The sequence below is a fragment of the Pseudomonas sp. REB1044 genome (assembly GCF_038813925.1).
Classification (GTDB): Bacteria; Pseudomonadota; Gammaproteobacteria; order Pseudomonadales; family Pseudomonadaceae; genus Aquipseudomonas; species Aquipseudomonas boreofloridensis.
Window position 1 is genome coordinate 4,139,158 of record NZ_CP046139.1, and the last position, 24,714, is coordinate 4,163,871.

The 24,714-nt window shown below is 63.0% G+C and carries 24 protein-coding genes; 10 read left to right on the forward strand and 14 right to left on the reverse strand.

The genetic code is table 11. The annotated features are described in order from the left end of the window. The first annotated feature begins 40 nt into the window (after window positions 1-40). The 3 genes from ccsA to GKC70_RS18880 all read left to right on the forward strand — a co-directional run bounded on the left by ccsA (window position 41) and on the right by GKC70_RS18880 (window position 3,588). Window positions 41-850 carry a cytochrome c biogenesis protein CcsA gene (gene ccsA, locus GKC70_RS18870; RefSeq protein ID WP_029613350.1) on the forward strand — a complete coding sequence of 270 codons (810 nt, stop codon included), beginning with the start codon at window positions 41-43 and terminating at the stop codon, window positions 848-850. A 9-nt stretch (window positions 851-859) separates the two neighbouring features. Further along, window positions 860-2,065: a transporter associated domain-containing protein gene (locus GKC70_RS18875; protein ID WP_342649560.1), complete on the forward strand. Its 1,206-nt coding sequence runs from the start codon at window positions 860-862 to the stop codon at window positions 2,063-2,065. 218 nt (window positions 2,066-2,283) lie between these two features. Beyond that, on the forward strand, window positions 2,284-3,588 hold the full coding sequence (locus tag GKC70_RS18880) for an MFS transporter (RefSeq protein ID WP_342649561.1): 1,305 nt from the start codon (window positions 2,284-2,286) through the stop codon (window positions 3,586-3,588). A gap of 154 nt (window positions 3,589-3,742) precedes the next feature. Here the strand turns inward: GKC70_RS18880 and purT are convergent, their stop codons facing one another. The 5 genes from purT to GKC70_RS18905 form a co-directional block, all read right to left on the reverse strand. Continuing rightward, window positions 3,743-4,924 carry a formate-dependent phosphoribosylglycinamide formyltransferase gene (purT, locus tag GKC70_RS18885; RefSeq protein WP_116887655.1) on the reverse strand — a complete coding sequence of 394 codons (1,182 nt, stop codon included), beginning with the start codon at window positions 4,922-4,924 and terminating at the stop codon, window positions 3,743-3,745. An 85-nt stretch (window positions 4,925-5,009) separates the two neighbouring features. Further along, window positions 5,010-5,477 (reverse strand): VUT family protein, encoded by a 468-nt coding sequence (locus GKC70_RS18890; protein ID WP_342649562.1) that lies wholly within the window; start codon window positions 5,475-5,477, stop codon window positions 5,010-5,012. Window positions 5,478-5,567: 90 nt separating this feature from the next. Further along, the gene (locus tag GKC70_RS18895) at window positions 5,568-5,762 is read right to left on the reverse strand and encodes a DUF1289 domain-containing protein (protein WP_029613353.1); all 195 of its coding nucleotides are present in this window, start codon (window positions 5,760-5,762) and stop codon (window positions 5,568-5,570) included. Continuing rightward, window positions 5,752-6,276 (reverse strand): gamma carbonic anhydrase family protein, encoded by a 525-nt coding sequence (locus GKC70_RS18900; RefSeq protein WP_295484221.1) that lies wholly within the window; start codon window positions 6,274-6,276, stop codon window positions 5,752-5,754. Before GKC70_RS18900 ends, GKC70_RS18895 begins: the two co-directional genes overlap by 11 nt. Window positions 6,277-6,320: 44 nt before the next feature. Beyond that, complete coding sequence (locus GKC70_RS18905; RefSeq protein WP_029613355.1) at window positions 6,321-6,920, reverse strand: CoA pyrophosphatase; 600 nt, start codon at window positions 6,918-6,920, stop codon at window positions 6,321-6,323. A 126-nt stretch (window positions 6,921-7,046) separates the two neighbouring features. Between GKC70_RS18905 and GKC70_RS18910 the strand changes: the two genes are divergently transcribed. Together GKC70_RS18910 and GKC70_RS18915 are read left to right on the forward strand one after the other, a co-directional pair. After that, the gene (locus tag GKC70_RS18910) at window positions 7,047-7,598 is read left to right on the forward strand and encodes an NUDIX hydrolase (RefSeq protein WP_342649563.1); all 552 of its coding nucleotides are present in this window, start codon (window positions 7,047-7,049) and stop codon (window positions 7,596-7,598) included. A gap of 19 nt (window positions 7,599-7,617) precedes the next feature. Beyond that, window positions 7,618-8,190: a L,D-transpeptidase family protein gene (locus tag GKC70_RS18915; RefSeq protein ID WP_342649564.1), complete on the forward strand. Its 573-nt coding sequence runs from the start codon at window positions 7,618-7,620 to the stop codon at window positions 8,188-8,190. A gap of 12 nt (window positions 8,191-8,202) precedes the next feature. On the opposite strand, the gene tadA is transcribed toward GKC70_RS18915, so the two are convergent. The 4 genes from tadA to GKC70_RS18935 form a co-directional block, all read right to left on the reverse strand. Next, window positions 8,203-8,682 (reverse strand): tRNA adenosine(34) deaminase TadA, encoded by a 480-nt coding sequence (gene tadA / locus GKC70_RS18920; RefSeq protein ID WP_342649565.1) that lies wholly within the window; start codon window positions 8,680-8,682, stop codon window positions 8,203-8,205. After that, the gene (locus tag GKC70_RS18925) at window positions 8,682-10,064 is read right to left on the reverse strand and encodes a multicopper oxidase family protein (RefSeq protein WP_342649566.1); all 1,383 of its coding nucleotides are present in this window, start codon (window positions 10,062-10,064) and stop codon (window positions 8,682-8,684) included. Before GKC70_RS18925 ends, tadA begins: the two co-directional genes overlap by 1 nt. A 142-nt stretch (window positions 10,065-10,206) precedes the next feature. After that, the gene (locus tag GKC70_RS18930; RefSeq protein ID WP_342649567.1) at window positions 10,207-10,797 is read right to left on the reverse strand and encodes a phage tail sheath C-terminal domain-containing protein; all 591 of its coding nucleotides are present in this window, start codon (window positions 10,795-10,797) and stop codon (window positions 10,207-10,209) included. Next, on the reverse strand, window positions 10,734-11,786 hold the full coding sequence (locus tag GKC70_RS18935; RefSeq protein WP_342649568.1) for a hypothetical protein: 1,053 nt from the start codon (window positions 11,784-11,786) through the stop codon (window positions 10,734-10,736). The genes GKC70_RS18930 and GKC70_RS18935 overlap by 64 nt, the downstream gene beginning before the upstream one ends. Window positions 11,787-12,537: 751 nt before the next feature. Between GKC70_RS18935 and GKC70_RS18940 the strand changes: the two genes are divergently transcribed. Continuing rightward, window positions 12,538-14,553 (forward strand): autotransporter domain-containing protein, encoded by a 2,016-nt coding sequence (locus tag GKC70_RS18940; protein ID WP_342649569.1) that lies wholly within the window; start codon window positions 12,538-12,540, stop codon window positions 14,551-14,553. Window positions 14,554-14,740: 187 nt separating this feature from the next. Here the strand turns inward: GKC70_RS18940 and GKC70_RS18945 are convergent, their stop codons facing one another. The 5 genes from GKC70_RS18945 to GKC70_RS18965 all read right to left on the reverse strand — a co-directional run bounded on the left by GKC70_RS18945 (window position 14,741) and on the right by GKC70_RS18965 (window position 20,041). After that, on the reverse strand, window positions 14,741-15,145 hold the full coding sequence (locus tag GKC70_RS18945) for a hypothetical protein (RefSeq protein WP_342649570.1): 405 nt from the start codon (window positions 15,143-15,145) through the stop codon (window positions 14,741-14,743). A gap of 279 nt (window positions 15,146-15,424) precedes the next feature. Then, window positions 15,425-17,002, reverse strand: coding sequence for a glutamine-hydrolyzing GMP synthase (guaA, locus tag GKC70_RS18950; protein WP_342649571.1), 1,578 nt, complete (start codon window positions 17,000-17,002; stop codon window positions 15,425-15,427). A 133-nt stretch (window positions 17,003-17,135) separates the two neighbouring features. After that, the gene (gene guaB / locus GKC70_RS18955) at window positions 17,136-18,605 is read right to left on the reverse strand and encodes an IMP dehydrogenase (protein ID WP_039575726.1); all 1,470 of its coding nucleotides are present in this window, start codon (window positions 18,603-18,605) and stop codon (window positions 17,136-17,138) included. Window positions 18,606-18,691: 86 nt separating this feature from the next. After that, the gene (locus GKC70_RS18960) at window positions 18,692-19,237 is read right to left on the reverse strand and encodes a hypothetical protein (protein WP_039575723.1); all 546 of its coding nucleotides are present in this window, start codon (window positions 19,235-19,237) and stop codon (window positions 18,692-18,694) included. 48 nt (window positions 19,238-19,285) lie between these two features. Continuing rightward, the gene (locus GKC70_RS18965) at window positions 19,286-20,041 is read right to left on the reverse strand and encodes a sulfite exporter TauE/SafE family protein (RefSeq protein ID WP_317871284.1); all 756 of its coding nucleotides are present in this window, start codon (window positions 20,039-20,041) and stop codon (window positions 19,286-19,288) included. A gap of 101 nt (window positions 20,042-20,142) precedes the next feature. Here GKC70_RS18965 and GKC70_RS18970 point away from each other — a divergent pair, with 101 nt between their 5' ends. From GKC70_RS18970 to GKC70_RS18985, 4 genes are all read left to right on the forward strand, one after another. Further along, window positions 20,143-21,021 carry a LysR substrate-binding domain-containing protein gene (locus GKC70_RS18970; RefSeq protein ID WP_342649572.1) on the forward strand — a complete coding sequence of 293 codons (879 nt, stop codon included), beginning with the start codon at window positions 20,143-20,145 and terminating at the stop codon, window positions 21,019-21,021. Between the two features lie 96 nt (window positions 21,022-21,117). Next, window positions 21,118-22,497, forward strand: a complete 1,380-nt coding sequence (xseA, locus tag GKC70_RS18975; RefSeq protein ID WP_342649573.1) for an exodeoxyribonuclease VII large subunit — start codon at window positions 21,118-21,120, stop codon at window positions 22,495-22,497. 3 nt (window positions 22,498-22,500) lie between these two features. After that, window positions 22,501-23,316 carry a peptidoglycan DD-metalloendopeptidase family protein gene (locus GKC70_RS18980; protein ID WP_342649574.1) on the forward strand — a complete coding sequence of 272 codons (816 nt, stop codon included), beginning with the start codon at window positions 22,501-22,503 and terminating at the stop codon, window positions 23,314-23,316. 101 nt (window positions 23,317-23,417) lie between these two features. Then, window positions 23,418-24,665, forward strand: coding sequence for an IS256 family transposase (locus GKC70_RS18985; RefSeq protein WP_342648733.1), 1,248 nt, complete (start codon window positions 23,418-23,420; stop codon window positions 24,663-24,665). The last annotated feature ends 49 nt before the right edge of the window (window positions 24,666-24,714 follow it).

The window sequence follows — 24,714 nt, forward strand, 5'->3', positions numbered from 1 at the left end:
GCGAAACTCCCCTCCTTTAAGGGCTCGCCTCCCAGGACCTATGCTCTCCTCACCCAGCCTCATCCCCAACCTGATCGCAGCCATTCTCTACATCGCCGCGACCGTCCATCAGGGCACGCGCCTGGCACAGGGCAACAAAGCGGACAAACGGCTGCTCGGCTTGCTGGGCGTGGTCGCCGTGCTTGCCCAAGGCAGCGCCTTGTTCTTCCAGTTGCTCACCCCGCTGGGGCTGAGCCTCGACTTCTTCAGTGCGGCCAGCCTGATCGCCACGGCGGTCATCGCACTCACCTTGCTGGCTTGCCTGAGCATTCCGGTGGAGAACCTGCTGGTCCTACTGTTCCCGCTCGGCGCCATCACTGCGTTGCTGTCGCAGTTCGCGCCGGCCGGTACGGTGCCACTGGTCAACGAAGAGCCCGGCATCCTTGCGCACATCCTGTTGTCGATCCTCGCCTACGGCCTGTTCACCATCGCCGTGGTGCAGTCGCTGCTGTTGCTGTTGCAGGATCACCAGCTCAAGCACAAGCACCCTTCCGGACTGATCCGTAACTTCCCGCCGCTGCAGACCATGGAAAGCCTGCTGTTCGGCTTCCTCTGGGCCGGGTGGATCTTGCTGTCGCTGTCGCTGATTTCCGGCTGGCTGTTCCTGGACAACCTGTTCGCCCAGCACCTGGTGCACAAGACCTCGTTGTCGTGCCTGGCGTGGATCGTGTTCAGCGTGCTGCTGTGGGGACGCACCCGCCTGGGCTGGCGCGGACACAAGGCAATCCGCTGGACACTGGCCGGTTTCTGCCTGCTGATGCTGGCCTATTTCGGCAGCAAGCTGGTTCGCGAATTCATCCTGCACATCTGACGAGCGGTCATGAACACTCTGCCGTATGCCCCTCTGCTCGGCACCCTGACACTGGCGCTGCTGTGGTCGGCGCTGTTCAGCGCTGTCGACGCCGCCCGCCAGTACCTGCTTGGCCAGCCCCGCCACAACGACATGCCAGCCCCTGCCCTGCCCGCCCAGGCCTTGGTGCTATGCGCCAGCCTGGGCCGATTGCTGGTCCTGGGCCTGGCCTGCCTGATCGGCCAGCGCCATAGTGGCGAACACGGGTTTTGGCTGGGCGGACTCGGCGCCACGCTGGCGCTGCTGGTGCTGGCCGAGTACCTGCCGCGCCGCCTGGCCCGACGTAACCCCCAAGCCTTCGTCAGCCTCGGGGCCAGCCTGCTGAAACTGCCACTGACGCTGCTGCAGCCACTGGCCTGCCTCCTAGACGGGATGGCCAAGCTCATTTTGCGCCCGTTCCGTGTACAGCCTGCCGCCGTCGCCCTGCACCCACAGGACGAGGAGCGTTTCGACGAACACGAGCCCCACGAAGCCCCTCGCCAGGGCCTGGCCGAGGGCTTGCAAGCGTTGGACAAGATCACTGTCAACGACATCCTGGTGCCACGCAACGAAGTCGATGGCATCAACCTCGACGACCCGCTCGAACAGATCGTCCGGCAATTGATTGTCAGCCGCCATACGCGGCTGCCGGTCTATCACAACGACATCAATCAGGTCGAAGCCATCCTCAACACCAAGCTCATCAGTCACTTGCTGGCCAGCGCCGAGCTGACCCTGGAGAGCCTGAAGAGCGCCTGCTACGACCCCTATTTCGTCCCCGAAAGCACGCCCCTGCATCTGCAATTGCTGAATTTCCACAAGCAGCAGCGGCGCATGGGTGTGGTGGTGGACGAATATGGCGAGGTGCTGGGCCTGGTGACGCTCGAAGACATCCTCGAAGAAATCGTCGGCGAGTTCGAGGAAGAGCAGGGCCTGGACAATCCGCACATTCACCCGCAGGTCGATGGCCGCTTCGTCATCGATGGCACCGCTTCGTTGCGCGAGCTCAACCGCAGTCTCGGCTGGCACCTGCCCTGCGACGGCGGCCCGAAAACCCTCAACGGCCTGGTCACCGAAGCCCTGGAAAGCATTCCCCCCAGCGCGGTCTGCCTGAAGATCGGTCGCTATCGCCTGGAGATCCTCGAAATCGAAGACAACTGTGCGAGCAAGGTGCTGGTCTGGGCCGTCACTCGCTAGCTATACTCGGCCCACGCTTACCCAGCCCTGCCGTCCCGCCCGCTATCCGCATCGGCGGCTCACGGCCAGTCCGCTGCTGACGAACCTGCGGTCCTGCCATCTACCCCGAACAGCATCCGCACCCTGCCATCCCTGGGTCTTCGTCAGCCTGGCGAACCACAATAATACGCGGTGGCCTGCGCATGCAGCCTCGCGAACGACTGCTCAGGGACTTTCGCATGACAACCAGCAGCACCTACGCCGAGCCTGCCTCGGCGACTCCGGTCAACTCACCTGCCCGCGTGGCGACCGCCAGCTTCATCGGCACCGCCATCGAGTTCTACGATTTCTACGTCTATGCGACTGCCGCGGCACTGGTCATCGGCCCGGTATTCTTCCCCTCAGGCTCAGGCACCGCGCAGATGCTGGCGGCCTTTCTCACCTTCGGCATCGCCTTTCTCGCCCGCCCGCTGGGCTCGGCCCTGTTCGGCCACTTCGGCGACCGTATCGGGCGCAAGTCGACGCTGGTGGCCTCGCTGCTGCTGATGGGCGTATCGACCACCCTGATCGGCGTGCTGCCCGGCTACGACAGCATCGGCGTGTGGGCACCGATCATCCTCTGTGTACTGCGCTTCGGCCAAGGCCTGGGGCTGGGCGGGGAATGGGGCGGCGCGGCGCTGCTGGCCACCGAGAATGCGCCTGAAGGCAAGCGCGCCTGGTTCGGCATGTTTCCCCAGCTCGGGCCGTCGATTGGTTTTCTGGCCGCCAATGGCCTGTTCCTGACACTGGCCTTGCTGCTCAGCGACGAGCAGTTCCGTGAGTGGGGCTGGCGCATTCCCTTCCTGCTCAGCGCGGCGCTGGTGCTGGTCGGTCTCTATGTGCGGCTCAAGCTCGAGGAAAGCCCGGTGTTCGCCAAGGCCGTGGCGCGTCACGAGCGGGTGAAGATGCCGGTGGTCGACCTGTTCGCCCACCACTGGCGCCCCACCCTGCTCGGCGCGGCGGCGATGGTGGTGTGCTACGCACTGTTCTACATCTCCACGGTGTTCTCGCTCAGCTATGGCGTCTCGACGCTGGGCTACAGCCGCGAAACCTTCCTCGGCCTGCTGTGCTTCGCCGTGGTGTTCATGGCCCTGGCCACACCGCTGTCGGCCTGGCTCAGTGACCGCTACGGGCGCAAGCCGGTGCTGGTGGTCGGCGGACTGCTGGCGACCGCGTCGGGTTTCACCATGGAGCCGCTGCTGACCTCTGGCTCCACGACCGGCGTGGCGCTGTTCCTGGCCCTCGAGCTGTTCCTGATGGGCGTGACCTTCGCGCCGATGGGGGCCTTGCTGCCAGAGCTGTTCCCCACCCACGTGCGCTACACCGGCGCCTCGGCGGCCTACAACCTGGGCGGCATCGTCGGCGCCTCGGCCGCGCCATTCTTCGCCCAGAAGCTGGTGAGCCTGGGTGGATTGAGTTGGGTAGGCGGCTATGTATCGGCAGCCGCGCTCATCAGCGTGATCGCGGTGTTGTGCCTGAAGGAGACCCGGCAGACGCAGCTTTAAGCCTGGGCCTGCGGCCAGTTGCAAGCGGCAAGCAGCAAGCAGCAAGCTGCAAGCTGCAAGCTGCAAGCTGCAAGCTGCAAGCTGCAAGAGGATCCGCACCTGCCGCGGATCGCTCCTTCTTGCCGCTTGTAGCTTGCCGCTTGCCGCTCGTGGTTTAAAAGTCGACGTGGACTGCCTGGGCGGCGCGGGTGGCCTTGGCGCGGGCGGCTTCGATCGACTCGTCGCGTGCCAGGCACACGCCCATGCGTCGGGTGCCGTTGATTTCCGGCTTGCCGAACAGGCGAATGGCGGTGTCGGGCTCGCTCAGCGCGGCGCCGAGGTTGGCGAACGCGGTCTGCTGCGACTGACCTTCCGGCAGGATCACCGCCGAGGCCGACGGGCCGAACTGGCGGACCACCGGAATTGGCAGGCCCAGGATAGCCCGGGCATGCAGGGCGAACTGCGACAGGTCCTGGGAAATCAGGGTGACGAGGCCGGTGTCGTGAGGGCGCGGCGACACTTCGCTGAACCACACCTGGTCGCCCTTGACGAACAGCTCGACCCCGAACAGACCACGACCGCCCAGGGCATCGGTGACCGCCTGCGCTACGCGCTGCGACTCGGCCAAGGCCTTCGGGCTCATGGCCTGGGGCTGCCAGGACTCCTGATAGTCGCCCTTCTCCTGACGGTGGCCGACCGGCGCGAGGAACGTGGTCCCGCCGACGTGTCGGACAGTCAGCAGGGTAATTTCATACTCGAAATCGATGAAGCCCTCGACGATCACTCGGCCCTTGCCGGCACGGCCGCCCTCCTGGGCATAGTCCCAAGCTTTCTGCAGGTCGGCATCGCTGCGCAGCAAGCTCTGGCCTTTGCCCGACGAGCTCATGACCGGCTTGACCACGCACGGATAGCCCACATCGGCCACGCCCTTGGCGAAGTCTTCATAGGTATCGGCGAAGTGATACGGCGAGGTCGGCAACTCCAGCTCTTCGGCGGCCAGGCGGCGGATGCCTTCGCGGTTCATGGTCAACTGGGTGGCGCGGGCCGTCGGCACCACGTTGAAGCCTTCGTTTTCCAGCTCCACCAGCGTGGCCGTGGCGATGGCTTCGATCTCCGGCACGATGTAATGCGGTTTTTCCGCTTCGATCACAGCGCGCAGGGCGACGCCATCGAGCATGTTGATCACGTGGCTACGGTGGGCCACCTGCATGGCCGGCGCATTGGCGTAACGGTCCACGGCAATCACTTCGACGCCCAGGCGCTGCAGCTCGATCACCACTTCCTTGCCCAGCTCGCCGCAGCCACACAGCAGTACGCGGGTCGCGGTGGGCGACAATGGGGTTCCGATACGGGTCATTTCAGGTCCTCGTAGGCGTCCGGGGCGCGCCGGCAGGGGCTGCCCGCTGAAAAAGGACCGGTATTCTACATCAATCGCGTGCGCTTCAACCTGCTGCCAGCAAGCGGCGAGCACGCCAGGCCATGATCAGCCAGACTGCGGTCACCCCGGCGAACTTGGAGGCCATGGCCGTGCCGATCACCGCTGGAGTGAGTGCGCCGATCATGCCGAAGAAGATGAACGTGTCCACCGGAATGCTCAGGGCCGAGCTCAGCCAGAGGCGATCGCGCAGGGGCCTGCGGGTGATGCTGAACACCAGCCAGTCGATCAGCTCGGACACGAAGAACGCCGTGGCACTGGCCAGGGCGATGGCCGGTTCGGAGGTGGCGTAGGACAGCACCAGCGCGACCAGCATGGCGATCAGGGCGCCATGGCCGAAGCGGGTCTGGACCATGTCGCGCAGGATGAACACCAGCCCGCCCCAGGCGGACCAGATCACGTCCAGGTGCGGCGCACTGGAGAAGGCGTAGTTGATCAGCACCACGCTGCTGATATAGGCGATGAGATAGAACATGATTGGAGATTCTGTGGGCAAGCCGGACAGATTAGCGGGGAGTGATTCGCCGGTAAACCCGCTGCTGCGCAACCCAGCCCGCAGACACGCTCAACCGATGACCAGGCCCGCCGCCAGCGCCCGCTCGTGACAACGCACCAGCACTGCCCGGCGCTGGTCGTTGTCCAGGCGTGTCCACTGGCTGATTTCCTCCACGGTACGCTGGCAACCCGTGCAAATGTCCTGCTCGTCCAGGGCGCAGACGTTAACGCAGGGTGAGCCGACCGGCCGCTCGTCAGTCTTCATCGAGCACCAACTCGCGCCCATAACGCTCGGCGTTGTGCACGTAATGCGCAGCGCTGGCCTCGAGCATGCGCTTCTGCTGCTCGGTGAGCTCGCGCACCACCTTGCCCGGCGAGCCCATCACCAGCGAGCCGTCGGGAATTTCCTTGCCCTCCGGGATGAGCGCATTGGCGCCGATGATGCAGTGTCGACCGATGCGCGCGCCGTTAAGAATTACCGCGTTGATGCCGATCAGGCTGTAGTCGCCGACGCTGCAGCCATGCAGCATGGCGTTATGGCCGATGGTCACGCCCTTGCCCAGGGTCAGCGGCGAGCCCATGTCGGTGTGCATCACCGTACCGTCCTGGACGTTGCTGTCCTCGCCGATGTCGATCAGCTCGTTGTCGCCACGCAGCACGGCGCCGAACCAGACACTGGCCCGCGCCTGCAGGCGCACCTTGCCGATCAACGTGGCGGTGGGCGCGGCCCAACTGCTGGGATGGGCTTCGACGCGCAGGTCGCCCAGGCGGTATTTCATATGTGCTTCCTCACGGTTGGCTGCGGTTGGCGGGTGGACCCCGCTCAGTGCTCGATGAAACGCTCGGGCGGCCGGTGCAAGCTGATGCCGGCGTCGAACAGCAGGTTGACCAGCTCGACGATCATGATCGCCGACAAGCCCCAGATCTTGTAGTCGCCATAGCGGTAGCTGGGCACGTACCAACTGCGGCCCTGGTAGTCGATACGGTGGGTGTGATCGCGAGGGTCCTGGCGAAAGAACGACAGCGGCACCGTGAACACCGCAGCAATTTCGGCATCGTTGGCGCGGTACTCGACGTAATCCGGAATCACGCCGACGAACGGCGTTACCTTCAAGCCATGCAGGGAAACCAGCGGGCTCAGCGGACCGAGCACTTCCACCAAGCCGGGCGGCAGGCCGATTTCTTCTTCGGCCTCACGCAAGGCGGTGAAGACCAGGTCAGGGTCCTCGGGGTCGCGCCTTCCACCCGGAAAAGCCACTTCGCCGCCATGGGTCGACAGGCCCTGGGCGCGCAAGGTCAGGACCAGCTCGGGCTCTTCGCTGCGGGTGATGGGCAACAGCACCGCCGCCTCCGGAAAACGGCGGTCCGCCTCCAGGGGCACGGGGATATGGTTGCTCATACGGCGAAGAAGCTCGTCCAGCATCGCGCACTCTCGATTCCAAAGCCTGCCCTGCATGATGCACCAAAAGCCCGAGAGCACCCAAGCCCTGGCCGCTTGCGGCAACCCACCGGGCCGCGCCAAGATAGCCACCCACACAGGACGATCAGCATGAAATTCTGCAGTGCGTGCGGCAACCCGGTCATTCAACAGATTCCCGAAGGCGACAGCCGGCTGCGCTATGTTTGCCCGGCCTGCCAGACTATTCATTACCAGAACCCCAACATCGTCGCCGGGGTGCTGCCGACCTGTGGCACGCAGGTGCTGCTGTGCCGCCGCGCCATCGAACCGCGTCGCGGCTTCTGGACCTTGCCGGCCGGCTTCATGGAAAACGGCGAGACGCTTGATCAGGCCGCCCGTCGCGAAACCGTCGAGGAAGCCTGCGCGCGGGTCGGCCCGACTACCCTCTATCAGTTGTTCGACTTGCCGCACATCAACCAGGTGCATGTGTTCTTCCGCGCCGAACTGGCCGACCTGGATTTCGCCGTCGGCGTCGAGAGCCTGGAGGTGCGACTGTTCGAGGAACACGAAATCCCCTGGGACGCGCTGGCTTTTCGCACCGTGAGCAGGACACTAGAATGCTACTATCGCGACCGCATCAGGCAGCATTTCCCCTTGGGGCATGAATCGCTGCCGCCGATGCAGGTGTCGTCGTCCAACTAGCTCTTTCAGGATACGTGTGATGCGTTGCTTGCTTGCCCTCTTCTGCCTGTGCGTGGCCTCGGTATCGCAGGCTGCGTTCACCGAAACCATCATCCGCAAGCCCGCGTCCGCGAACACGCCGCCGGTTGCGCAGCCACAGGTCTTGCCGCCGCGCAGTGCGAGCCAGCCGTTGATCGACAAGGTGCTGGTGCTCAAGTCCGAACGTCGCCTGCAACTGATCAGCCGCGGCGAGCCGCTCAAGACCTACCGCATCTCCCTGGGCAAGCAGCCCAAGGGCGCCAAGGAGCGCGAGGGCGACAAGCGCACCCCCGAAGGTTTCTACTGGCTCGACTGGCGCAAGGCCAGTGATCGTTACAACCTGGCGATGCACATTTCCTACCCGAACATCAGCGATGCCGCCAAGGCACGCCGTGACGGGGTGAACGCCGGCAGCATGATCATGATCCACGGTACGCCGATCAACGAAGAGTACCCGGAGTGGTACTTCCATACCCTGGACTGGACCGAGGGCTGCATCGCCATGCGCAACGCCGACATGCGCGAAGTGTGGAGCATGGTCAAGGACGGCACCATGATCGAGATCCGTCCCTGACGGCCACCCGCGTCAGCCCTTGGCCCGCCGGGCCTTGAAGAATTCGCTGAGGATCGCCCCGCACGCCTCGGCCAGCACCCCGCCCTCGAACAGCACCCGGTGGTTGAGAAAACTCTGGGTGAAGAACTGGCCCTGGCTCTGCACCACGCCAGCCTTGGGTTCGAGCGCGCCGAACACCACCCGCTCGATGCGCGAATGGACGATCAGCCCAGCGCACATGCTGCACGGTTCGAGGGTCACATACAGGGTGCTGCCCGGCAGCCGGTAGTTGTTCGCCGCCTGCGCCGCCGCGCGGATGGCGATCATCTCGGCATGGGCACTGGGATCGCTGTCGATGATCGGGCGATTGAAGCCCTGGCCCAACACCTCGCCGTGCTGCACCAGCACCGCCCCCACCGGCACCTCGCCCAGTGCCGCGCCCTGGGCCGCGAGCGTCAGCGCCAGGCGCATGAATTCCTCGTCGCGGCTGCGATCGATGATCCGCGGGCGCATCACAGCACCGCGATCGCGGCCATCAGGCCGGTTTCCATGTGGTCGATCACATGGCAATGGAACATCCAGGTGCCGGGGTTATCCGCCACCAAGGCCACTTGTGCACGTTCGTTGCGGCCCAGCAGGTAGGTATCGGTGAACCAGGGCTCGGTGATCTTGTGCCGATTGGAGGCGATCACCTTGAAGCTCATGCCGTGCAGATGGATCGGGTGCTGGTACTGGGTCATGTTCTTCAGCTCGAAGATGTAGCTCTTGCCCTTTTTCAGCGTGGCGATGGGACGGTCGGCGCAGGTCTTGTCGGTGATGTCCCAGGCCTGCCCGTTGATCTGCCACAGGCTCGGTGGCCTGCCGTTGTCGGTGTCCACCGAGACCTTGCCTGCCCACTCGAAATTGAAGTTGAGCTTCTCGGCGTTTTCCAGATCCGGCTCGGCGATGGGATTGGGCGGCAGGGCTTCGGGCCAGTTGCCTGGGGCCTCACTGCTGGCCACCGAACGCAGCGTACCGAGACGCACGAAGCCATCACGCAACGAGATCTCCTCGCCCGCCTCGGGAATGCGAATGGCCAGGCAGATGCGCATGCCGGGGCCGAGCCAGTACTCGTCCTCCAGCGGCCTCGGCGTGACCGGGTTGCCATCGAGGGCGTAGACCTTGGCCTCGCAATTACCCTTGAGGTTGATGCGATAGGTCCAGGTGTTGTCCAGATTGAGCAGCCGCACGCGCACTACTTGCCCGGCCGGCAGCTCGGTGACCGCCTCGGCCTGGCCGTTGATGGTGATCAGCCGCCCGGCCGTGCCATTGCGCGCCGCCTCGCGCGGTACGCTGAAGGGCATGAAGGCGCCCTGCTCGTCCACGTGCCAGGTCTTCAAGCTCAGCGTGCGCTCGTGAAGAAAGCCGGTGGGCTCGCGCTCCTCGACGATCAACGGCCCCACCAGGCCGCGGCCCAGCTCTTCGGAACTGCTGACATGCGGGTGATACCAGTAGCTGCCGGCATCCGGCACGCGGAACTTGTAGTCGAAGAACTCACCCGGCTTGACCGGCAGTTGCGACACGTAGGGCACGCCATCCATTTCCAGCGGCAGACGAATACCGTGCCAATGGATGGTGGTTTCCACCGGCAGGTGATTGATGAAGCGCACCCGCAGCCAGGTTCCCTGGCGCACCCGCAGTTCGGTGCCCGGCGCCGAAGGCCCGAAGGCCCAGGCTTCGGTCTTGAAGCCCGGCACCAGTTCAACGTCCAGCGGGGCGGCGATCAGCTCGTAGTCGTGCCCGGCGTTTTCGTCCTCGACCTTGCCCAGCCAGTAACGCGCCGCACCTCCGGCGCCCAGGCCAACCACCACGAGACCGGTCAGGCCTTTGAGCATTTGTCGACGGGTAAAGGACATCGGTGCAGGTACCTCGTAGGCGCAATCAAATGGCCATTATCGGCCAGTGACGTAAGGGCGAATACGATACACCTGCAACTGAGAAAGATTAAGTGCGCGATTGTCGCGCGGTAGCAGAGTCGAACGCGCCTGGCGCCCCATCTCAGTCGGACTTGGCCTGCTCCTGAACGATGGCGATGGTGAGGAACTCGGCCGGCCTCATCACCGCGACCTGGACGCTGATACGCAGGTAGCCGTCGAGCAAGTCTTCCGGGGTCATGGTCGACCCCAGCCCGACGCTCACGTGGAACGCCTCATCAGGGGTCGCCCCCTGCAGGCCACCCGCCTTCCAGAGATCGGTGAGGAAGCTGGTGATCATGGCCTTCACGGCGCCCCAAGTGTCGACGGTGTTTGGCTGGAACACATAGGGCTGCGCGGCCAGCTTGATCGACTGCTCAAGAAAGATCATGGTCCGGCGCACCGGGATATAGCGCCAGTCCTGGCTGTTGCCGTCGAGGGTACGTGTCCCCCAGATCAAAATGCCCGCGCCTTTGAAAGAGCGGATGGCGTTGACCGACTTGCCCGAATCGGCATCGATGTTGAGACCATCCTGCTGGGCGTCGGACAGCTGAATCGGCAAGCTGACGGCACCGACGATGCCCCTGTTGGCCGGGGCACTCCACACCCCTTCTAAGTTGTCGTTTGCCGCGTAGACCCCCGCCATCGCGCCGCTGGGGGCAGCATATTGGCGCATTCGAGCACTTTTTCGATGATTATTCGGTAGCTCTGACTGGCGTTGAGCAGCCCGGCCTGCAACTGGCTGTTGCTCATCGCCTGGGCCGGCGGCGTCTGGATCATGTCCAGCAGTGCCGCGACCGCCACATTCGGTGCAGCCGACGGATTGATCAACGCCGCCAGTTGCGCGGTATCGCCCCCGAACAGCTGGGTGAAATCCATCTCGGCCGGCTGCATCACGTGGGTGCCGATGAACGGGTAATAGCAGGCGCCATAGCTCAGCCCATTTTGACCGACGTTGCCACGGAAGGTCTGAATGTCCTGGGTGTAGTGGACCGGATCAGGTTTGTCTGCGCCAATGATGTCGAACACGCAGAACGCAGTCCCCATCTGCTCGGCCTGCTCCAGCATCCCCCGCATCAGTGTGCCGTTGTCGGCCACCGTCAGCAGGGTGGCCTCTGGACAGATGTACAAGGTCGGCTCCGCCTCCTTGAGCAGCACACTCAAACCCCGTTGCAGATCGACCAAGTGCACGTTGGGGTTGACTACAGGTGCCGACGCATCGCTGGCCGGCCTGTGGCTGGGAGCACCATAGGTGCCGACCGCAACGACGTAGGCATCGCCGCCGCCGTTCTGATAGAACAGGCGAATGCTGTTGTAGAGGTAATAGACGGTGCTGGGGTCGGGCACTATCGAATAGTACGTGCCGCCGATCAGCACGAACTGACCCGAGTCAGGTTGCGCGCTCTGCGCTACCAGGTAGTACGCAGGACTGTATTGGCGCGCCGGCTCCGCCGGCGGCGGCGGATTGTCCAGCAGGAAGTAGGCCTGGAACTCGGCGAACGAGGTGATCTTCACGGCCTTGTTGTAGTAGGACGTGCCTCGATAATCGGCGCGCGGCGTATAGCCGATGAACGCGGGCACAGCGGTCGCGATGGGCGCGACTGAGTTGGGAAACGCATTGAGCTCGGTGATGTACACGCCGGGCGTCTTGAGAGTGGAGATCATGGCGTGTCCTCGTGATGTGGGAGTGGGAAGTGAATCGACCGCCATCCAGAGAGCGAATGCGCCCCGTTGAACCAGAAATACGGGTAGGACTGACGCTAGCACGATAGCGGCTTTTAGCCACTAACCGTTCGAATTGCTGCCAACCCTATCGACGCATTTCAGCCAATCCTCACATTTGCTGTCGCGCGATGGGCCGCCCACGTCTCGTCGCTGCTGGGCTATGTCATCGCTGAAGTCGCTCGAACGATTTCCGAATAAACCTTAGAGAAAGTCCAGACCTGAGAGACACCTGTCGCATTTCTGAAATATCTAGCCGCACGCTGAATGGATAGTGGTGAATTGCCATCTTCATTCGTGTAAATTCACGCGCGCTTGACTCAGCACTCCACTGAAAAGCTGGCAGGGATGCCGACAACAGACGCCAAAGCGGGTTGTTCCCTTTCAGTCTCTGCCCTGTAAGGATACTGCTTTGACTATTTCCCCTCTGCGCCGCTCACTGTTGGCGCTCTGCGTGGCGGCTGTCGTTGCCCCACTCCAGGCTGCACCCCTGAACAATCTGAATCACGATCTGAGTACTGGGGGCTACCTTAGCACCGGTGAAGTTTTCAATAATGCCACCTTCACCGGCACCTCCCAGAACGCAGGGGTTAGGTTCAATGACGTCACCCTGGCAGGTAACGTGATAAACCGAGGCACAATCAACCGAGCAGATAGCTCAAAAGGATTCACAGCAGGCATCACGATCGACGGCTTGTACGCCAACATCGCTGGCGATGTGATCAACCAGGGTGACATCACGGTGAGCGGTGATCTCGGCGGCGGTCTGCAAATGTACATGACCAAGATCGCAGGCGAGGTGAATAACTCCGGCAACATCACCGTCACGGGTGAAGAGGCCGAAGGCATGTGGATCAGCTCGACTCAAGCGCGCATCAACAACACCGGCACCATAACGGCACGTGGCACCGACGCTGAGGGCATCGTGCTCGAGAAAGCCCAATTCACCGGTAACATGCCGGGCTCTCCTTATCAGTCCGACGTCAACAACAGTGGGACCATTTCAGCCGACGGTGTAGGTATCCACGTCATCGATGCCAGCACACCGGGGAACCTGCTCAGCATCACCCAGACCAGCGGCCTGATCGAAGGCGGCGTCGCAGCGATTCTGGCCGACGACGATGCACCTAATACCTACTTCTACTGGCGCGGCGGCCAAGTGAAAGGTGACCTGCAGGGCCTGGGCGGTGTCCTGGTCAAAGGCGATGTACAGTTCGATGGCTCGACCATTCGCAGCGGCTTCGTCGATATCGACGGGGGCCGCCTGACGCTGCTGCGCCCACAGACCACGATCGTCGGCGACCTCGACCTGGACAGCGACACCGCACGCCTGCGCCTGTTGCTGGACAACGACACACAGCCCAACACGCCGATCCTGAAAGTCACCGGCAATACCTACTTCTCCAAAGGCAGCCAGGTCGAACTGCAAGCGCGCTCCGACGACTTCCGCACCTCCGCCCAAGGCACACGCTACACACTGATCAATTCCGGCACTTGGGAGGAACAACAGAACCTCTCCGTGGTGTCGTCGTCGGCCCTGCTCGAAGTCAAGAACTTCGGTATCGAAGGCCAGGACGTCAAAGCTTTGGTGACCACCCGCAGCGATGAGGAGGTCGCGCAGAACGTGGTGGAGGCCAGCGGTTCGGACAACGCGGTCAACGCCGTGAATCCGCTGAAGAACACGATCATGGGCCAGATCGCCGAAAGCGACCCGGTCTTCCAGCGTTTCGCCAGCGCCGCCAGCAACGCCGAACTCGCCAAACTGGCCGAAACCCTGACGCCGGACGTCAGCCGTGGCGTGATCAATGCCGCCACCGACAGTCAGAACCTGGTGGCCAATGCCATTCACGCGCGCGCCAGCAAAGCGCGTAGCGGCCTGTCTTCCGGTGACGCACTGGCAGAGCAAGGCGTCTGGCTGCAAGCGCTGTCCAGCGATGCCAACCAGGACAACCGCCACGGCGTCCAAGGCTACGACGCCAAGACCAAGGGCATCTCCCTGGGTGCCGATGGCAAGCTCAATGCCGACACCACCCTGGGCCTGGCTTACAGCTACCTGGCCAGCGACGTCAAATCCGACCTGGGCCACAAAACCGATGTCAGCGGCCATGCCCTGACCCTGTACGGCAACTGGACGCGCGGCAACGTTTTCGTCGATACCTCGCTGATGTATGGCTGGAACGACAACGAATCCAAACGCTACATTGCTGGCACCCGCGCCAAAGCCGACTACGACAGCGAGATCTTCGGCGTCAATGCATTGGCCGGCTACCGCTTCCAACTCGACAAGCAATGGCTTGTGGAACCGCAGGTCGGGGCACGCTATGCCAATGTGTCGATCGATTCGTACCGGGAAAAAAGCAGCTCGGCCGCCCTCAAAGTCGGCAGCCAACGCTATGAAATCGGCGAAATGGGCCTGGGCGCTCGCCTGGCAGCGGCCTTCGACGTGGGCGTGGGCAGTCTGGAGCCGGAGGCCAAATTGATGGCTTGGCACGACTTCATCGGCGACAAGGCCAGCACCACCTCGACCTTCGTGCTCGGCGGCAACGCGTTCACCACCACCGGCGCCACACCGGCGCGCGACAGCTACGAGCTGGGACTGGGCGCGACCTATCGCATGGGCGCATGGAGCGTGGGTGGAAGTTACAACTATTTGGCCCGCAGTGGTTTCGATGCAAACAGTTTCATGGCCAATGTGCGTTATGACTTCTGATTGAACGTCTTTGCCTGAAACAACAAATCCCGTATTTACGGTAATGCTGTTCACTCAAAGAATGCTGGGGCCGCTTCGCGGCCCTTTCGCGGCACAAGGCCGCTCCCACCACGTCCGCGTGCAACCCGAAACATGGGGCTCAGCTCACTTCTAAAACAGGGCATAAAAAGCGAATGACGCTAGCCCACTAGCATGGCGCTACGGGTGCTTGCATTGTTCTTTTCTTGAATGCAATAACCCAGAGCATGATGAAAGCGGCTGGAGGTATCACAGCGGTCAAACACCACCATCCGCTGTAGCCAGACTTCTTGAGAATGACAAAGATTGAAAAGATCGGCATCACAAGGTGGAGCAGGACCAACGTGACGTTTTGAGGAACGGCCAGGAAGTACCTGTTGGGTAATTCATTCCTGGCAGGCCATGCCCTGAGGGCGAGAATCGGAAAGCCAATCCATGCGCCCAACGGTATACCGAATGGGACAATCATGAATATCAACGACCAATACGGAGAGAGCCCAGCCTTTTTAAGTAAAAAGGCATAGGGAATACCAAGCAAAACAAACACCAGCACAGCATCCTGCACGTAAAACATGTTAGGCATCCTTATACATCATCATGAGTACATCCCAGGCTGCGAGCACTGGCCGGACAAGCGTAGTGTAAGTGACCTAAGGCTATCCGTATCTAGGGTGAGGCCGTTGAGCCATTCGCGGAAACTGCATGCGTGATAGTAAATACGGTCAGGAATTCTACAACGCACCAAAAACACTGCAAAGTTCTATCTAATCTCAACTTCCAAAAAACCGAAAGCCCGCAATTATGCGGGCTTTCGGTTTTTGCCACTTACTGCCGGTCTATGCCGAACGCAATGTCATTCCCACTCAATCGTCGCCGGCGGTTTGCTCGACACGTCGTAGGTCACCCGCGAGATGCCTTCGATCTCGTTGATGATGCGCCCGCTGACGGTCTCCAGCAGCTCGTAAGGCAGGTGCGCCCAGCGTGCGGTCATGAAGTCCACGGTCTCCACGGCGCGCAGGGCAACGACCCAGGCGTAGCGGCGGCCGTCGCCGACGACGCCTACCGACTTCACCGGCTGGAATACGACGAAGGCCTGGCTGGTCTTGTGGTACCAGTCAGCCTTGCGCAGTTCTTCGATGAAGATGTGATCGGCGCGGCGCAGGATGTCGGCGTAGTCCTTCTTCACTTCGCCGAGGATACGCACACCCAGGCCCGGACCTGGGAACGGGTGGCGGTAGACCATGTCGTACGGCAGGCCCAACTCCAGGCCGATCTTGCGCACTTCGTCCTTGAACAGTTCGCGCAGCGGCTCGACCAGCTTGAGGTTCATTTCCTCCGGCAGGCCGCCGACGTTGTGGTGCGACTTGATCACGTGGGCCTTGCCGCTCTTGGCGCCGGCCGACTCGATCACGTCGGGGTAGATGGTGCCTTGGGCGAGGAACTGGATGTTGGGCAGCTTGCTGGCCTCGGCATCGAACACGTCGATGAAGGTGCGGCCGATGATCTTGCGCTTCTTCTCCGGATCGGCTTCGCCGGCCAGGTTGTCCAGGAACTGCTGCTCAGCGTCGGCGCGGATCACCTTGACGCCCATGTTCTCCTTGAACATGGCCATCACCTGGTCGCCCTCGTGCAGGCGCAGCAGGCCGTTGTCGACGAACACGCACGTCAGTTGGTCGCCGATGGCGCGGTGCAGCAGCGCCGCGACCACCGAGCTGTCGACACCGCCGGACAGGCCCAGCAGGACGTTGGCCGAACCCACTTGCTCGCGCACTTGAGCGATGGCGTCTTCGACGATGTTGGAGGGCGTCCACAGGGCTTCGCAGCCGCAGATGTCCTGGACGAAACGCGACAGGATGCGACCGCCCTGCTTGGTGTGGGTCACTTCCGGGTGGAACTGCACGCCGTAGTAGCCGCGCGCGTCGTCGAACATGCCAGCAATCGGGCAGCTCGGGGTGCTGGCCAGCACGTGGAAGTCGGCCGGCATCTGGGTGACCTTGTCGCCGTGGCTCATCCACACGTCCAGCCCCAGCACGCCATCGGCATCGACATGGTCTTCGATGCCGTCGAGCAGGCGGCTCTTGCCGACCACATCGACTCGGGCATAACCGAACTCACGCAGCTCGGAGCCGGCGACCTTGCCGCCCATCTGCTCGGCCATGGTCTGCATGCCGTAGCAGATGCCAAGCACCGGCACCTTCAGGTCGAACACGGCCTGCGGCGCGCGTGGGCTGTTGGATTCGTGAACCGACTCGGGACCACCGGCGAGGATGATGCCGCGTGGGTTGAATTCGCGAATCGCCTCATCGTCCATGTCGAACGGGTGCAGTTCGCAATACACGCCGATCTCGCGCACACGGCGGGCGATCAACTGGGTGTACTGGGAACCGAAATCGAGGATCAGGATGCGGTGAGCGTGAATGTCGAGGGCCATGGGGGGAATCTCTGATTCAGCTGCGAGCTTGAAGCTGCAAGCTGCAAGTTGATCGGGGGGAAAACACGATGGCTGCATCGACGCAGCCATCGTTTGTCACGTGTGGCGAAGCCGCTCGGCGCGGCTTCAGGGGTCAGCCGACCCGGTAGTTCGGCGCTTCTTTGGTGATCTGCACGTCGTGCACGTGGGACTCGGCCATGCCAGCGCCGGTGATGCGCACGAACTCAGGCTTGGTGCGCATCTCTTCGATGGTCGCGCTGCCGGTGTAGCCCATGGACGAACGCAGGCCGCCCATCAGTTGGTGAATGATCGCGGCCAGGGCGCCCTTGTACGGTACGCGGCCTTCGATACCTTCCGGCACCAGCTTCTCGGCGCCGGCCGAGGAGTCCTGGAAGTAGCGGTCGGACGAGCCTTGCGCCTGCGCCATGGCACCCAGTGAGCCCATGCCGCGGTAGGCCTTGTAGGAACGGCCCTGGAACAGCTCGACTTCGCCTGGAGCCTCTTCGGTACCGGCGAACATCGAACCCATCATGACGCAGGAAGCACCGGCAACGATGGCCTTGGACAGGTCACCGGAGAAGCGGATACCGCCGTCGGCGATCAGCGGCACGCCTGTGCCTTCCAGCGCAGCGGCAACGTTGGCGATGGCGCTGATCTGCGGCACGCCGACACCGGCGACGATACGGGTCGTGCAGATCGAGCCTGGGCCGATACCGACCTTGACCGCATCGGCGCCCGCTTCGGCCAGGGCCTTGGCGGCGGCGCCGGTGGCGATGTTGCCGCCGATCACCTGCACCTGCGGGTAGGTTTGCTTGACCCAGCGAACGCGTTCGATCACCCCCTTGGAGTGGCCGTGGGCGGTGTCGACCACCACCACGTCGACGCCAGCGGCCACCAGCGCAGCGACACGCTCGCCGGTGTCCTTACCGGTGCCGACCGCCGCGCCGACGCGCAGGCGACCCTGGTCGTCCTTGCTGGCCAGCGGGTAGGCCTTGGCTTTTTCGATGTCCTTGACAGTCATCATGCCCTTGAGGGCGAACTTGTCGTCGACGATCAGGACTTTTTCCAGACGATGCTTGTGCAGCAGCTCGCGGACTTCGTTCTTGTCGGCGCCTTCACGCACGGTGACCAAACGCTCTTTGGGCGTCATCACGTCGCGTACCTTGGCGTCCAGACGCGATTCGAAGCGCACGTCGCGGGAGGTGACGATACCCACCAGATCACCGTTTTCCAGCACCGGAACACCGGAGATGTTGTTCAGACGGGTGAGGTCGAACAGGTCGCGCACGGTGGCGTCGGCCTCGATGGTGATCGGATCCTTGACCACGCCAGCCTCGAACTTCTTGACCTTGCGCACTTCGCCGGCCTGCTGCTCGATGGTCATGTTCTTGTGGATGATGCCGATGCCGCCTTCCTGGGCCATGGCGATGGCCAGGCGCGCTTCGGTGACGGTGTCCATGGCAGCGGACACCAGCGGGATGTTCAGCTCGATGCCGCGGGTCAATCGGGTCTTGAGGCTGACTTCATTGGGCAGTACCTCGGAATAACCGGGTACAAGGAGAATGTCGTCGAAGGTCAGGGCTTCTTGGCTGATACGCAGCATCGCGGGGGCTCCCGGGCGGGAAAAATGGAAGCGCGCCATTATACTCATGCAGGGCCCGGGGCTCAATGGGCAGCAGGCCTCACCGCTCAGCCCACCCTGACCACCGCCACCGGTTGATCCAGCCAGTCGGCGAAGTTGTCGAGAAAAGCCTGGGTGAACCCGGCCTCGCCCCAGTTGTTGAAGATGAAGCCCAGATTGGAGAACGCGCACGGCTGCAGATACAGGAAGCCGTTGATGTCGTCCTCGAAGCCGCACAGCGGGCAGGTGAAGTTGTCACTCACCGCTGGCATCCACTCCTCCAGGCTTTCGAACAGCGGTTCGCCCACTTCGCGGCGACACTCAGGGCAGCCGGCTTCCTCCAGAAAGCCGTCAGTCGGGGTATAGATGCAGCGCTTGAGCATCACTTCCAGACCATTGACCGGCTCGCCGAACGGCAGACGCTCCGGGTGCAGGGCCACCTTGCGTGCCCCCTCGGCCAATGCATGGCCCATGCGGTTGCCGGTGCGCCCGCAGGTGCTCAGGTGTTCCTCGACGATTTTCTCGCGTACCAGCCAGCGCACGATGGCCCGGGCGCGGGCCTCGTGCGCGGGTACGGTGGACAGTTTGGGGACAATGATGCTGTGGATGTTCATGAAGGGTCAGGCCTGAAACTGTAGCGATCGCGCAAGTCTACGCCCTGCTCAGCCCGTGAGGTAGCGACCGATCAGCGCCAGCCCACTGGCCAGCACCAACCAGGTGACCAGACGCACGAAGGCCTCGCGGGACAGGCGCAGGCTCAGGCGCCGCCCCAGCCACAAGCCGATCGCCATCACCGGCAGCAAGCACACCGCCAGCCACAGCAAGCGACTGTCGGCATACACCCCGGCCACCAGGAACAGCGCCAGGCGCACCAGGGTGCTGCAACTGATCAATGCGCTCTGCGTCGCCCGCACGTGCTCCTTGGCCGTCAGCCGCGCACTGAGGTAGATCGCATAGAGAAAGCCGCCACTGCCGAACAATGCCCCGAACAGCCCACCCACCGTCCCCATGGGCACCGCCCAGGCGGCGGCCAGACGCTGCGGGCGAGCCTTCACGCAGAGGCTGTAGAGCGCGTAAGCGGTGACGAACAGCCCCATGAGCAAGAGCAGCAGGTCCGATTTCAGGTGCAGCAGGAACGCCACGCCCAAGGTGCAGCCCAGCGCCATGCACGGCAGCAGGCGCAGCAGTTCGCTGCGCACCACATCACGTCGCGACGGCAGCAGGTTGCCGAAAGCGGCGACGAAATCGAGCAACACCAGCAGCGGAATGATCCGCGACAACGGCATGAAATGGATCAACACCGGCCCGGCAATCAACGCGGTGCCGAAGCCGGCAATGCCAAAGACGACGTAAGCGGCAGCAATGCCTAATAGGATCGGCAGCCACTCCAAGCCTGTAAAAGGAAGCGCAATGACCATGTGCAGGTTTCCTGGAAAGACAGCACAAGGTTAGCCAGCCATGAGCCATGCCGACTAATATGCCTTGACCAGCAGACCCATCTCGAAAAGGCATATCAAGGATGACCTCGCTTCGCCAACTGCGCTACTTCGTGGAAATCGCCGACAGCGGCAGCTTCACGGCGGCGGCCGAGCGGCTGTACGTCGCCCAATCGGCCTTGAGCCGCCAGATCAAGGAACTGGAGCAGCATCTCGGTACACCGCTGTTCGAGCGCACCGCACGCCAGCCTCGATTGACTCCGGCCGGCGAAGCGTTTCTCGGTCGGGCTCGGCAACTCCTGGCAGACCTGGACAGCGCACAGCGCCTGGCGCTGGAGGTCGGACAAGGTCTGCGCGGCAGCCTGCAGTTGAGTCATTCCAGCACCGTCCCCCTCACGGGCGAGCTGCTGACGCGCCTGAGCAGCTATCTGCGAAACCATCCAGAGGTCAACCTGGAAATCGCCCAGCAGTCATCGGAGGCGCAACTGCTGGACATCGCCGAAGGACGCCTGGACATCGGCTTGCTGCGCCTGCCCGTGCTGCGCCAGCACGAAGGCGTCGAACTGCACGAGCTGTTCAGCGAACCGCTGCTGCTGGCCGTCGCGGCCGAGCACCCGCTGGCTGGCGTGTCTGAAGTCGCGCTGGAGCGCTTGAAGGACGAACGCTTCGTGTCCGTCCCCCACCGGCATCGAGGCGGACTGAGTTACTTGTCGGCTTCGCTGTGCCTGGACGCAGGATTCTTTCCCAAGGCCGCCCAGGTGGTGTCACGCAAGACCACCCAGCTTCAATTGATCGAGGCCGATTTGGGCGTGGCGCTGTTGCCGGCCTGCATGCGCGACATTGCCCCGGTTTCGCTGAAGTTCATCACACTGAAACCACGCTGTGACAGCACGGTGGCCTTGGCCTGTCGCGCTGACGCGAGCGTGCTGGTGAGGCAGTTCGTGGCGGCGATGACGGCGTGAGGTCGGCTGATGGGGGGCCCACCCCTGTGTACCCCTCGCTGCCACCCAAGGAGCGGACACAGACAATCGCAAGCGTTGTCCTTTATGATGCCCGCCATGATCAGAGATCCTTTCGAACGACTCGGCCTGGACCGCGAGGTCCTCACCGTCACCCAGCTCAACGGGCGCGCCCGCGTGCTGCTCGAGGACGTGTTCCGCAGCGTCTGGGTGCAAGGCGAGATATCCAACCTCGCCCGCCCAGCCTCCGGCCACCTCTACTTCACCCTCAAAGACAGTGGTGCCCAGGTGCGCTGCGCGCTGTTCCGGCAGAACGCTGCGCGGGTTCGCCAGGCCCTGCGTGACGGTCTGGCGGTGAAGGTACGCGGCAAGGTGTCGCTGTTCGAGGGCCGTGGCGACTACCAGTTGATCGTCGACAGCGTCGAGCCGGCGGGCGATGGCGCCCTGCGCCTGGCCTTCGAAGCCCTGAAGGAAAAACTGGGCGAACAGGGCCTGTTCGCCGCCGAGCGCAAACAGCCGCTGCCGGCGCATCCGCGGCGCATCGGCATCGTCACCTCGCCCACCGGCGCGGTGATCCGCGACATCATCAGCGTCTTCGCTCGCCGCGCACCGCAGGTGGAACTCAACCTGATCCCCACGGCGGTGCAGGGGCGCGAAGCCGTCGGGCAGATCGTGCGCGCGCTGCAGCGGGCCGACAGCCTTGGCTTCGACGCGCTGATTCTGGCCCGTGGCGGTGGCTCGCTGGAAGACTTGTGGTGCTTCAACGAAGAACCGGTGGCGCGCGCCATCGCGGCCTGCGTCACGCCGATCGTCAGCGCGGTAGGGCATGAGACCGATGTGTCGATCAGCGACTTCGTCGCCGATGTGCGGGCCCCCACGCCCTCGGCGGCCGCCGAATTGCTGGCGCCCGACAGCAGCGGTCTGCTGCAACGCCTGGACAGCCTGCAACGCCGTCTGCTGTTGCGCATGAATGCCCGCTTGAGCCACGACCGTCTGCGCCTCGACGGCCTGGCCCGACGCCTGCGCCATCCACGCGAGCGACTGCGCCAGCAGGCCCAGCGCCTGGACGACCTGGACATGCGCCTGCGCCGCGCCTTCATGCTCGACCTGAACCAGCGTCAGCAGCGCCTGGGCCGTCTCGACACGCGCCTGGCCGCGCAGCATCCCGGGCGCACCCTGGCCCTGCTGGGACAGCGCCTGGACAGCCTGGGCGAACGTTTGCCCAGGGCCATGCAGGCAGTGCTTCGTGACCGTCGCCAGCGCTTCCAGGCGCAGTTGCAAACGTTGCAGATCGTCAGCCCCCTGGCCACCCTGGCGCGCGGCTACAGCATCCTGCTCGACGACCGTGGCCAAGCGATCCGCAGCGCTGCCCAGACTCACAACGGCCAACGCCTGACCGCACGCCTGGATCAGGGCGAGTTGCAGGTGCGGGTCGAAGACAACCATCAGACCCCGGTCACCCTCTCGCTTCTGGACTGACACATGCCCCGTCTGCTCGCCATTTGCGTCCTGCTGCTGACCGCTACGGCCCAAGCCAGCTACATCACCCGCACCTTGAACAAACCCGTGCCTGGCGGCGTTGCGGTGGTCGATCTGGGCCCAGCCGCCAGCGCCCCGAGCGCTCGCTTCGAGGGCAAGCCGGTGCTGGTGGTCAAAGAGCAAGACCGTTGGCTGGCCATCGTCGGCCTCCCTCTCACCCAGAAGCCCGGTCCTGCCAGCCTCACCCAGGGCACGCGCACCTTGCCCTTCAGCGTCGGCAGCAAGAAATACCCGGAGCAACGCATCACCTTGAAGAACACGCGCCAGGTCAATCCTGAGCCGGACGACCTCAAGCGTATCGACCGCGAATTGGCCGAACAGATCAAGGCGTACCGCAGCTTCAGCCCAGGCGTGCCCAGCAACCTGATCCTCGACAAGCCAGTCAATGGTCCCCTGTCGAGCAAGTTTGGTGTGCGCCGCTTCTTCAACGGCGAGGAGCGCAATCCCCACGCGGGTCTGGACTTCGCCGTGCCCGCCGGCACGCCGATCAAGACCCCAGCCAACGGCAAGGTGATTCTGGTGGGCGATTATTTCTTCAATGGCCGCACGGTGTTCGTCGACCATGGCCAGGGCTTCATCAGCATGTTCTGTCACATGTCCAAGGTGGACGTGCAGCCGGGGCAGGTATTGCGCCGTGGCGACGTCGTCGGGCGGGTGGGCTCTACAGGACGGGCCACCGGGCCGCACATGCATTGGAACGTCAGCCTGAACGATGCGCGGGTGGACCCGGCGATTTTCATCGGTGCGTTTCAGCCTTGAGTGCAGTGGCGGCCGTTCACAGTTGAATCCGCGAAAGGCCGCCCGCTCAGGGTATGTCAGAAATTTTGTGTTCGGGCATAACATGAGCAAGAGGTGCATGTATGCCAACCAAGAAGAAACCCCTGCGTGACCTACCAAAAATCCCCAAGGAGCTGCTTGAGCAGTTCGGTGAGGGCCTGATGACTGCGGAGGCTATCGAAGATGCCTCTGCGGCATTCAAGAAGGCGCTGATCGAACGGGCCTTGAACGCCGAGCTCAGTCACCATCTGGGGTATCTGCCGGGCGCGCAGCGTCCAGAGGATGAAACCAATCAGCGCAATGGCAGGACTGGCAAGACGGTTCTGACTGGAGAGGGGCCGCTGCGGCTGGATATCCCCCGTGATCGAGACGGTAGTTTTGCGCCCATCCTGATTCCCAAACATGAGCGCCGTTACACCGGCTTCGATGACAAGATCATCGCCATGTATGCCCGAGGCATGACCGTTCGGGAAATTCGCGCATTCATCTCTGAACAGTACGGAACGGATGTTTCGCACGACTTCATCAGTTCGGTCACGGCCGAGGTGATGGAGGAAATCGGCGCGTGGCAACAGCGGCCGCTGGAGCCGATGTACCCGGTCATTTTCTTTGATGCGCTGCGAGTCAAGATTCGCGAAGAAGGGCTTGTGCGCAACAAAGCGATTTACTTGGCGCTGGGCGTTCTACCCGATGGGACGCGCGATATTCTCGGGATCTGGATCGAAAATACCGAAGGTGCGAAGTTCTGGATGAAGGTCTTCAATGACCTTAAGACGCGCGGCGTTGAGGATGTGCTGATCGCCGTCACCGACGGCCTCAAAGGGATGCCAGATGCGCTAAGCGCCGTGTTTCCGGCCACCACGCTGCAAACATGCATCGTCCACTTGATCCGCAACAGTCTCGATTATGCAGCGTGGGATAAGCGTCGTGATCTGGCCAAAGCGCTCAAGCCGATCTATCAGGCCATCAACGCCGAGGCGGCTGAGCAGGCACTGGATGCCTTTGAAAACGGCCCTTGGGGCAAACAGTACCCAACGGTAGTTGCGGCATGGAGAAGAGCCTGGGATCGAGTGATTCCATTCTTTGTCTTCCCGTCGGGCATTCGAAAAGTGATCTATACGACCAACGCGATCGAAAGCATCAACGCCCAGCTACGCAAGATCATCAAAACGCGTGGTCACTTCCCAACGGATGAGGCCGCCACCAAGCTGATCTGGCTGGGGCTGCGGAACATCACGGCAAACTGGGGCTCAGCGGCCCATGACTGGAAAAATGCGATGAATCAATTCGCGATGCTGTACGGAGATCGATTTATCAGGCCGACCTGGTAAAAGCATGGCCAGCCTGACGGCAGGCCGTTATCGGCCCGCACACAAAAAA

Coding starts and splice junctions, on each gene's coding strand:
- GKC70_RS18905 (WP_029613355.1), bottom strand. CDS start 6,920: ATGCTGGACGAGCTTCTTCGCCGTATGAGCAACCATATCCCCGTGCCC.
- GKC70_RS18970 (WP_342649572.1), top strand. CDS start 20,143: ATGACCTCGCTTCGCCAACTGCGCTACTTCGTGGAAATCGCCGACAGC.
- xseA (WP_342649573.1), top strand. CDS start 21,118: ATGATCAGAGATCCTTTCGAACGACTCGGCCTGGACCGCGAGGTCCTC.
- GKC70_RS18880 (WP_342649561.1), top strand. CDS start 2,284: ATGACAACCAGCAGCACCTACGCCGAGCCTGCCTCGGCGACTCCGGTC.
- tadA (WP_342649565.1), bottom strand. CDS start 8,682: ATGCGCCCGCGGATCATCGATCGCAGCCGCGACGAGGAATTCATGCGC.
- GKC70_RS18965 (WP_317871284.1), bottom strand. CDS start 20,041: ATGGTCATTGCGCTTCCTTTTACAGGCTTGGAGTGGCTGCCGATCCTA.
- GKC70_RS18900 (WP_295484221.1), bottom strand. CDS start 6,276: ATGAAATACCGCCTGGGCGACCTGCGCGTCGAAGCCCATCCCAGCAGT.
- GKC70_RS18875 (WP_342649560.1), top strand. CDS start 860: ATGAACACTCTGCCGTATGCCCCTCTGCTCGGCACCCTGACACTGGCG.
- GKC70_RS18890 (WP_342649562.1), bottom strand. CDS start 5,477: ATGTTCTATCTCATCGCCTATATCAGCAGCGTGGTGCTGATCAACTAC.
- ccsA (WP_029613350.1), top strand. CDS start 41: ATGCTCTCCTCACCCAGCCTCATCCCCAACCTGATCGCAGCCATTCTC.
- GKC70_RS18915 (WP_342649564.1), top strand. CDS start 7,618: ATGCGTTGCTTGCTTGCCCTCTTCTGCCTGTGCGTGGCCTCGGTATCG.
- GKC70_RS18930 (WP_342649567.1), bottom strand. CDS start 10,797: ATGCGCCAATATGCTGCCCCCAGCGGCGCGATGGCGGGGGTCTACGCG.
- GKC70_RS18895 (WP_029613353.1), bottom strand. CDS start 5,762: ATGAAGACTGACGAGCGGCCGGTCGGCTCACCCTGCGTTAACGTCTGC.
- GKC70_RS18960 (WP_039575723.1), bottom strand. CDS start 19,237: ATGAACATCCACAGCATCATTGTCCCCAAACTGTCCACCGTACCCGCG.
- GKC70_RS18910 (WP_342649563.1), top strand. CDS start 7,047: ATGAAATTCTGCAGTGCGTGCGGCAACCCGGTCATTCAACAGATTCCC.
- GKC70_RS18925 (WP_342649566.1), bottom strand. CDS start 10,064: ATGTCCTTTACCCGTCGACAAATGCTCAAAGGCCTGACCGGTCTCGTG.
- GKC70_RS18980 (WP_342649574.1), top strand. CDS start 22,501: ATGCCCCGTCTGCTCGCCATTTGCGTCCTGCTGCTGACCGCTACGGCC.
- guaA (WP_342649571.1), bottom strand. CDS start 17,002: ATGGCCCTCGACATTCACGCTCACCGCATCCTGATCCTCGATTTCGGT.
- guaB (WP_039575726.1), bottom strand. CDS start 18,605: ATGCTGCGTATCAGCCAAGAAGCCCTGACCTTCGACGACATTCTCCTT.
- GKC70_RS18935 (WP_342649568.1), bottom strand. CDS start 11,786: ATGATCTCCACTCTCAAGACGCCCGGCGTGTACATCACCGAGCTCAAT.
- GKC70_RS18985 (WP_342648733.1), top strand. CDS start 23,418: ATGCCAACCAAGAAGAAACCCCTGCGTGACCTACCAAAAATCCCCAAG.
- purT (WP_116887655.1), bottom strand. CDS start 4,924: ATGACCCGTATCGGAACCCCATTGTCGCCCACCGCGACCCGCGTACTG.
- GKC70_RS18945 (WP_342649570.1), bottom strand. CDS start 15,145: ATGTTTTACGTGCAGGATGCTGTGCTGGTGTTTGTTTTGCTTGGTATT.